The organism is Anaerovibrio sp. (assembly GCF_045637405.1).
Lineage (GTDB): Bacteria > Bacillota > Negativicutes > Selenomonadales > Selenomonadaceae > Anaerovibrio.
The window spans coordinates 1-1,810 of sequence record NZ_JAZTZI010000077.1 but is presented as its reverse complement, the minus strand read 5'-3'; the positions used below and the strand labels follow the sequence as shown (position 1 = coordinate 1,810).

At 44.7% G+C, this 1,810-nt stretch carries 1 protein-coding gene; it reads left to right on the top strand.

Features of this window, described 5'->3' with window-relative positions:
• Nucleotides 1–286: 286 nt before the first annotated feature.
• The coding region (locus ACKI5G_RS05540; protein WP_407398403.1) for a hypothetical protein at nt 287–1,810 on the top strand (1,524 nt) is incomplete at its 3' end.

The following is a 1,810-nucleotide window of genomic DNA, read 5'->3' as shown; positions in this document are numbered from 1 at the left end:
CGATGAAGGTGCATCTGGACATTTTGAAGAAGGTGCAGACAGCACTGGCTGAGGAACAACGGCTTTGCTGAAAAAGCAGGGTATCATTTTAAAACTGATTTTGCTTTCGCGTTATAACAATATTGTTATACAAAAAACATCAAATGGTCTAAAAATCGACCACTTTTTGAAAAAATCGACCACTTTTTGCAGAGTTGTTGAATTTTGGGAATTTTCGTGCTATTTTTTATTCTAAGAAAGTATGTGTGCCTCGGGGCACTGTATATATGCATGGAGGGAATGAAAAATGGAAACATGGAAGTATGATAGTCCACTAGGGGGGGACATCAGCAATCGTACAGTCACTAAGGGCAGGGGCTGGAAAGGTTTAAAGGGACAGGCTGCTTTGGCTCTGGCTGTTTCCCTGTGGATAGGGAGCAGTGGGATGGCATGGGCAGATGCAGAGAATAAGACTATTACTGTCAACGGTGGCACGGACAAATTTGTTTATAACGGGATTATGAGCGATATAAGCCCGTGGACGTCCAGGCCTACTGGGGAAAAAACATTATTTAATACAATTATTAATGGCGGCACATTGACACAAAGAGTTTTGGGCGGATTTAGCTATGACGAGGATGCTAACAATAATACATTGGCGGCAGTAAGAGCCACCATAAAAAACGATGTTTACGGGGGCTATAGCCATGATAAAAACGCCGACAACAATACTGTCACCCTGACAGATGTTACCGTTACAAGCGACAATAGAGTTATTGGTGGCAGTAGCTATCAAGGAGATGCGAACGGCAATACCGTTATTCTGGTAAGAAGCACTGCAGATAAGGTTTATGGCGGTTCAAGAAACTCAGGTCATTATGCAATTAATAATACTGTGTCCCTTACTGACAGTAAGGTTTATGAGGTGGGTGGCAGCTATTCAAATTATGGAGAGGCGCGAGAAAAAACTATTTCCGGCAACAAATTGGAGCTTTCCGGCGCCAATACCGTGACTAACGCAATTTATAATATGGAAACCGTAAAGCTGAAAGATGCAGTCTGGAATACATCAAAACCAATGCTTACAGTAACTGTGGGAAGAGATGCTGTTTCAGGGCATATATTTGCCAACAACGACAACAGCAAGACAAGTATTGACACTTCTGGGCTGAAATTCACCAACGCCGCTGCCATAGAAAAGAATGCCGCCATGAATCTGATAACAGCTCCCTTTGCAATGGAAGCTGATTTGGCTGGCGGGTCGGCGTCCCATACGCAAAACTACACGGACAGTGTTATTGTCTCAGGGCTGACGGCAAACGGAATACTGCAAGGCAGTCTGGCATTCAATGGGGCTAAGACGGCCCTGACATACACCGCCACATCAAATGTGGTAAATAAGCTGACCTTTGGGAATGTGGAGTGGAAGGACACAGGTGCCTTGTACACCCGTCACGATACCATTACCTTTAACAGTCCTGATGTGGACACTACCAATATTAATTTTACAAATATCAGGTCTTTGGCAGCCAATAAAACAATGACACTGATTTCCAATTTTGGCGAAAACATTGGCACAATCACAGGCACCAAGTACAAGGTGGGTTCCACTCTTGAGGGTGAGGGCAAGGCTTCACTGATGGGAGAAGATTTGATTTTCACTGCTGAGACTGGGGTTGAGTCCCTGACTGTCCAGGAGCAGACACATAATGCAGTTATGGGAGCTGAAGTAGGTATGGCAGCTCTCTCTGCCGGTAATGATTTCGTAGGTGCAGCTACTGAGGGCCTTTCTATGGCAGGAAATACAGGCACTGACGGTATGGCCACCTAT